The organism is Vibrio sp. R12-SW3-ISO1, assembly GCF_059834005.1.
Map to the genome: position 1 here is coordinate 1 of NZ_JCBDGK010000020.1, position 6,131 is coordinate 6,131.

The following is a 6,131-nucleotide window of genomic DNA, read 5'->3' on the forward strand; positions in this document are numbered from 1 at the left end:
GCGGATTCACAACGTTTGGCGATTTCAGTTCAAGTTAGCTTAAGTGTTTAAGGTACAATGGTTTAGGTTTGGTGGTTGGCGTTGTTCACCACTTAACGCGGCGTTATGTTCTTTAGGCTAGGAAGGGTTATGGAAACAGTTAAATTACTAGATTTGGGGTTTTCTACTGCAGATGCAGAATATCCTGAAATCCATCAAGAAGATGGTGATATACGAGCTGAGTTTAAAGATTGGCAAGAAAAAGCGGTAAAGTTGTATTTTGCCGATCCTGTAGCATTCAAGTGGCAGATGGTGTTTGATTTACTTGAAGGGGAGCGAGATGACTGCTGTTATGAAATATGCTCATCTTTTTGGCTTAAGCAACACGTCGAATCAGAAGTGATTAATCACAACGAAGGTTACAAGCACTTTCGTCTAAATTTTAATGAGTTAGGGCAACTCGATATAATCGCACTAAACATTGTAGTACGAACATAACAAAGCGTTTAAGGCAGATTCGCAACGCGCGGCACTTTCGGTTTGATTCAGCTTTAGTGTCTACGGCACAATGTTTAGGTTTTGTGGTGGCGTTGCTCACTACTTAACGCGGCGTTATGCATATTGGAGATAATATTTGAAACAAAGAGTATTTGGTCATATTTCGGGTGTTGAAATAGGCAGGAAGTTTGAAAGTAGAGACACACTTTCTAAAGCTGGTGTTCATGGACCCTTAGTTGCTGGAATAAGTGGTTCTAAGTATCAGGGGGCGGATTCAATAGTATTATCTGGCGGCTATGAAGATGATGAAGATTTTGGTGATGTAATAATTTACACTGGAGCTGGCGGCCAGGATACCAAAAAGAAGCAGGTTGCAGACCAAATTTTAGACTCAGTTAATCTTGCTCTTGCTAGAAGTAAAACTGAAGGCTTACCAGTTCGAGTGACGCGAGGACACAAACATAATAGTGAATACAGTCCGGACTCAGGTTATCAATACTCAGGTCTATATCTCGTTGAGGATTACTGGAAGGAAACAGGTAAAGCTGGCTTTGTTATTTGGCGATACCGCTTAGTCGCTCACGATACAATCGCGGTAGATAATGAAGTACAGGAACCTCCAGGCCAATATGAATCACCAAAAAGAAACTCTTCCACATCCAACAGAGTTGTACGCGATTATCAGAAGGCTCTAAATGTTAAGCAGTGGTACAACTATGAATGCCAAATTTGTGGGTTAGCTATCCAAACTACTGCTGGCCTATATGCTGAAGCTGCTCATATTATGCCACTCGGTGAACCTCATAATGGTCCCGATAGTGAACATAACATCTTATGTTTGTGCCCCAATCACCATGTGATGTTTGACAATGGTGGTTTCACCATTGCAGATGACCTAACTCTGATTGGACTGCCAGGTAAGTTAACGGTTTCCAATAAACACAAAATTGATATTCGGTTCATTAAATACCACCGCGAGCACTATCAAAGAAATGCATAACAAACTGTTCAAGAGGGATTCGCAACGCGTGGCATTTTTACTATGCGTTGGTTTTAGTGTTTAAGGCGGTTTGCGGCGGCTTCAGTATTGCGTTGCTCACCCCTTAACAGAGCGTTAGTTGGCGGGTGAATTTTTGGGGCTAGTTCATCGTCATCTCCGGCCATTCGTTCGATGCTATCGGCAATTTAATATTGTCGGTATCAGCTCTTGAATTACTCGAACCAAAGCACGTTTCAATGTTCGCGGGTTTGCCTCATTTTGGTTTCGTGCAGGTTGGTGGCGAGTTTCGTGGGCGTAAAGTTGCTTTGAATTTTGGTGTTTCAGATGCAACGTTGTTGGCTTTCAATCTGCTCATTGGCGTTGTCGTCGTAAAAGGTTTTGGCGGTGTGTTTAGTCTGCTTTCTCTGCTGAAATGCAGTGGCTCACATTACTTTGCGTAAATCGTGGGTAACTTTGATTTCGGTGTTGTGCGCTTGGCTGTGGTGGTTTACTTTTTTGTACGGTGGCGTTTCTGGCAGAGCAACGAACTGGCCAACTAACCAGTTACTCAAGTGGACGCCAAACGCTCGGCGGTTTTGGCTTGGAGTTCAGTGGGTTTTGCGAGTTCATCGCAAGCGCCACTTAGCAAGGCGTTAGCTTTCAGCGGAAATTGGAGATATGAGTGAAATCAAGATCTAGAAGTATGTTAGATAAGTCTATTGCAGCGATGTTATCTGCAATAGAAATTTATAATAAGCCAGACTTTAATTATCGGGAAGAGACATTTTCAGTACTTTGTATTAATGCTTGGGAATTACTTTTAAAAGCAAAGGTTTTGCAGCTTTCTCGAAACCAAGTAACAAGCCTGTATGTTTGGGAAAATCGCTCGCTGAAAGGTGGTGGCAAGTCTAAGAAAAGGTACATTAAATATAATCGCTCAGGTAACCCAATGTCTGTGAGCATTTACGAGGCTCATCGTATAATAACAGAAGATTATGGTGTAAAAATCGATAAAGCGGTGAAATCCAACATCACAACACTTGCTGAAATTCGAGATAACTCGATTCATTTCATTAATGATGATCTGACTCTTGCTGTAAAAGTCCAAGAGTTAGGTACGGCATCTTTACAGAATTATCTACACTTAGTCCAAGAATGGTTTGGTTCAGTTCTTGATAAGTATAATTTTTACTTAATGCCAATGGCATTTTTCAGAAGTTTTGACTCAGTTAATGGAGAGGCGCTCAATGCGTCAGAGAAGAAACTTCTTCAGTTCATTAATCATGTTGAAACCGAGTATGATGACAATGAATCTGAGTATAATTTGTCGTTACGAATAGATGTTAACTTCAAGAAAGTAAGAAGTGGTGATGGTATACCTGTTCAAATTACAAATGATCTTCAGGCTCCAATAATAAGGCTTGAAGAGGAAGAAATAATGGACAAATACCCATGGGATTATGATGTATTAAATACTCGTTTACAAAAAAGATATTCAGACTTCAAAATAAATCGCGAGTATCATGAACTACGTAAATCCTTTGCTACTGATAAAAGGTATTGTCATGAACGCCTATACAACCCAGCCAACCCTAAAAGTGGTAGTAAGTTGTTTTTTAACCCAAATATCGTGAAAGAGTTCGATAAACATTACAAAAAGAAAAGCTAACAAAGCGTTTAAGACGGATTCACAACGCTTGGTGATCTCAGTTCAGGTTAGCTTAAGTGTTTAGGGTACAATGGTTTAGTTGTGGTGGCCTGCGTTGCTCACCACTTAACGCGGCGTTAAAAACCAGAGGTAAAAATTGTGGGACATAAATTCATATCTCAAAAGAAACAAAATAAAGAAGAGATGTTTGATGCATTGGTAAAAAATGCAATCGATTTTTTGGACTCCTCGCTAGACGACCTTGATAAGAGACCCAAAAACTCTATTGTTGATTTTTATTCATCTGTTGAACTGTTTTTGAAAGCAAGGTTAATGCGTGAACATTGGACATTAATCCTTAGCCGTCCAGAGTTAGCAAACCTTGATAGTTTTCAAGTCGGAGATTTCCATTCTGTTTTCCTCGATGACGCAGTTAAAAGAATGAAAAGCATTCTTTGTGAACCTATTCCTACGAAAGCGGTGGATGCATTCAAAGCTTTAGGAGAGCATAGAAACCAAATAGTACATTTCGCGCATACTAATTATCATGATATTGGTGCTACTAAAGTGAGTGTTGTAGTTGAACAATGGTGTGCGTGGCATTATTTGCATGAGTTACTAGTCACAACTTGGTCTCCTGTTTTTGATGATTACATCGAGGAAATTCAACGAATTCACAAACGAATGATGAGACAGCAAGACTTCATTTCAGCTCGGTTTACTGAAATTTCTCCTGATATTGAAAATAAGAAAAAGTCTGGAAAACAAATTGATGTTTGTAACCATTGCAACATGGTTGCTGCTGAGGTGATTAAAGAAAACAGATGGGGCAATGACTTCGAATGTTTAGTCTGTGGTGTCAAAGACACTTTGATTAAAAAAACTAAGGCTACAATACCATGTCAGAATTGCAATAAGGACATTGAGTTCTTCAATAAAGACCTAAAAAACTGTCCTCATTGTGACGTAGAGATCGAGCATGAATATGTATTAAAAGCTTGTAAGGAACAATACTCTGATGGCGATGGCTGGTGCGAGGAAGGTGAGTGGGTAGCTTATTGTCACGCATGCCATGACGATACCCCTTCCGTATTCTACATTGATGGTCTTTGGAGTTGCATCTCTTGTTTTGATAGAGGTTGGGGAGCAATTTCATGTCCTAATTGCGATGAGTTTGTTACAGGGGACATGGATACGATTCAGTATTTTGCTTGTGTTAGATGCGAAGATGATGTCAGGGCGAGTATTGCGGAAAATGGTTTTTAACAAACTGTTTAAGAGTGACTCGCAACGCGTGGCATTTTTACTATGCGTTGCGTTTAGTGTTTAAGGTGGTATGAGGTGACTTCGGTATTGCGTTGCTCACACCTTAACAGGGCGTTATGTACTCTTTCCAAAAATTAAGCGATGCACTCGTCCATTTTACGTCGTAAACTGAAGTTAATTAATAGCTTAGGTGATAGATATGGCATTCTCAGAAATCGAACAAAAACGATATGAAAAAGCGGTTGAGCTTTATCTAGACTCTCGCCGACCACCAGTAGAAATTAGAAATAAGTTGGATCTTGGCTATCGAATTGACGGGCAATCAATTGAAATCTTCGAAGTTCGCCCGAAATGGAATAATCCGAGTGAAAACATGGAGAGTCCTATAGCTAAAGTGAAGTTCAATAAATCGGGCAACGAGTGGAAAATCTACTGGATGAGGTCTGATTTAAAGTGGCATCTTTATGAGCCCACACCAACGGTAACTAGCCTTGAGGTCTTCTTTGAAGTTCTAAATGCTGATGTTTATGGAAGTTTTTGGGGCTAACTCAGGCCCGTACATAACAAGAGACTATGGCGTCAACAGCTAATTTTTGGCGCCATTTTGATCCCACGTGACACCATCTCTGAGCATCGAATTTAAAATAACCACCATCTTTCTCATACAGGCAACTATCGCTACTTTCTTTGGTTTTCCTGTCGCAAGTAGTCGTTCATAAGTTGCTTTAAAAATCGGGTTGCACTGGATTGCCGACATCATCGCCATGTACATAACGGTTCTAACTTGAGCTCGTCCTCCTTGTATCACACGCTTGCCTTTGTAACGGCCACTTTCTCTTGTTATTGGTGCGACGCCGATGAGGGAAGCCGCTTGTTTGTTAGTGATAAAGCCCAGCTCGGGTACATTACTAATTAATGAGGCAGCAAGGATTTTTCCAACCCCCGGCATGCTTTGAAGAATAGTATTTTTGGCTTGATACTCAGGACAACTATCAATCAGTTTAGCTATCTTAGTTTCTACTTTTTCTATCTGATTTTTTAAAGCGGTGAGAATGGGGGTAATGGTCGAAGAGATATTCTTTGGTAATATTTGAAGTCGGTTTCTTTCCATGGTCTGCATGGTAAGTAGTTGGTTTCTCCTTGTAACTAAGTCACTCATTAGTCGAATGTTTTCGCTTTTTAATTGAGTGAGTTCAGGCTGGACTTTCTCAGCGTAGTGTGCGATGAGCGCGGCATCTAGGCGGTCATTCTTAGCGCGTTGCCCGATGGCGCCAGCGAACTTTTTGATACGTAGCGGGTTAGCAATGACGTAAGGTAATTTGGCTTTATCACAGGCGAGTATGAAAGGCATTTCCAGTCGGCCCGTAGCTTCGATGACAACGCGTCTAGGTCTATGTTTAGTAATAGTTCTAATTGCTTCCTTGATGCCTTTTTCATTGTTGGGAACGGTGAAGTAAATATCGAGAGGACGAATATAAATGTCTAATTGTGACTTGCCAGTATCAACGCCGACATTAATGTTTTGAAGTGTGTTTGTATTCATAATAAGCTAACTCTTGCTTGCAAATGCGGGCTCGAGACCCAGAAGACTATTCGAGTGTGGTGCTTGGAGTTCTATCTGGCGTTCGTACTTGTTACCGGTCTCTCGATAGAGGAGCCATCATTTAATCGAACTACCAGATAGAAAAACTTTAGTTGCAGCTAAAGTCTGGGTCTCACCTTACCCGATTGGAGTGCTTATTATCCATACAAAGCATTTAA

The 6,131-nt window shown here is 40.7% G+C and carries 7 protein-coding genes; 6 read left to right on the forward strand and 1 reads right to left on the reverse strand.

Translation table 11 applies throughout. The features are described 5' to 3' along the window. Positions 1-129: 129 nt before the first annotated feature. From AC6R0R_RS07025 to AC6R0R_RS07050, 6 genes are all read left to right on the forward strand, one after another. A complete protein-coding gene (locus tag AC6R0R_RS07025; RefSeq protein ID WP_500626185.1) occupies positions 130-477 on the forward strand; it encodes a hypothetical protein in 348 nt (115 codons plus the stop codon). A 136-nt stretch (positions 478-613) separates the two neighbouring features. Then, a complete protein-coding gene (locus tag AC6R0R_RS07030; protein ID WP_269268070.1) occupies positions 614-1,477 on the forward strand; it encodes a YDG/SRA domain-containing protein in 864 nt (287 codons plus the stop codon). A 236-nt stretch (positions 1,478-1,713) separates the two neighbouring features. Continuing rightward, complete coding sequence (locus tag AC6R0R_RS07035; protein ID WP_500626186.1) at positions 1,714-1,917, forward strand: hypothetical protein; 204 nt, start codon at positions 1,714-1,716, stop codon at positions 1,915-1,917. A 221-nt stretch (positions 1,918-2,138) separates the two neighbouring features. Continuing rightward, positions 2,139-3,125 carry a DUF3644 domain-containing protein gene (locus AC6R0R_RS07040; protein WP_500626187.1) on the forward strand — a complete coding sequence of 329 codons (987 nt, stop codon included), beginning with the start codon at positions 2,139-2,141 and terminating at the stop codon, positions 3,123-3,125. A gap of 138 nt (positions 3,126-3,263) precedes the next feature. Then, entirely contained in the window at positions 3,264-4,370 is a 1,107-nt protein-coding gene (locus AC6R0R_RS07045) for a hypothetical protein (protein WP_043038001.1), read from the forward strand. A gap of 199 nt (positions 4,371-4,569) precedes the next feature. Beyond that, on the forward strand, positions 4,570-4,917 hold the full coding sequence (locus tag AC6R0R_RS07050) for a DUF3024 domain-containing protein (RefSeq protein ID WP_500626188.1): 348 nt from the start codon (positions 4,570-4,572) through the stop codon (positions 4,915-4,917). Positions 4,918-4,956: 39 nt separating this feature from the next. Here AC6R0R_RS07050 and AC6R0R_RS07055 read toward each other — a convergent pair whose 3' ends face one another. Beyond that, positions 4,957-5,913 (reverse strand): IS110 family RNA-guided transposase, encoded by a 957-nt coding sequence (locus AC6R0R_RS07055; protein WP_500626189.1) that lies wholly within the window; start codon positions 5,911-5,913, stop codon positions 4,957-4,959. Positions 5,914-6,131 lie beyond the last annotated feature (218 nt).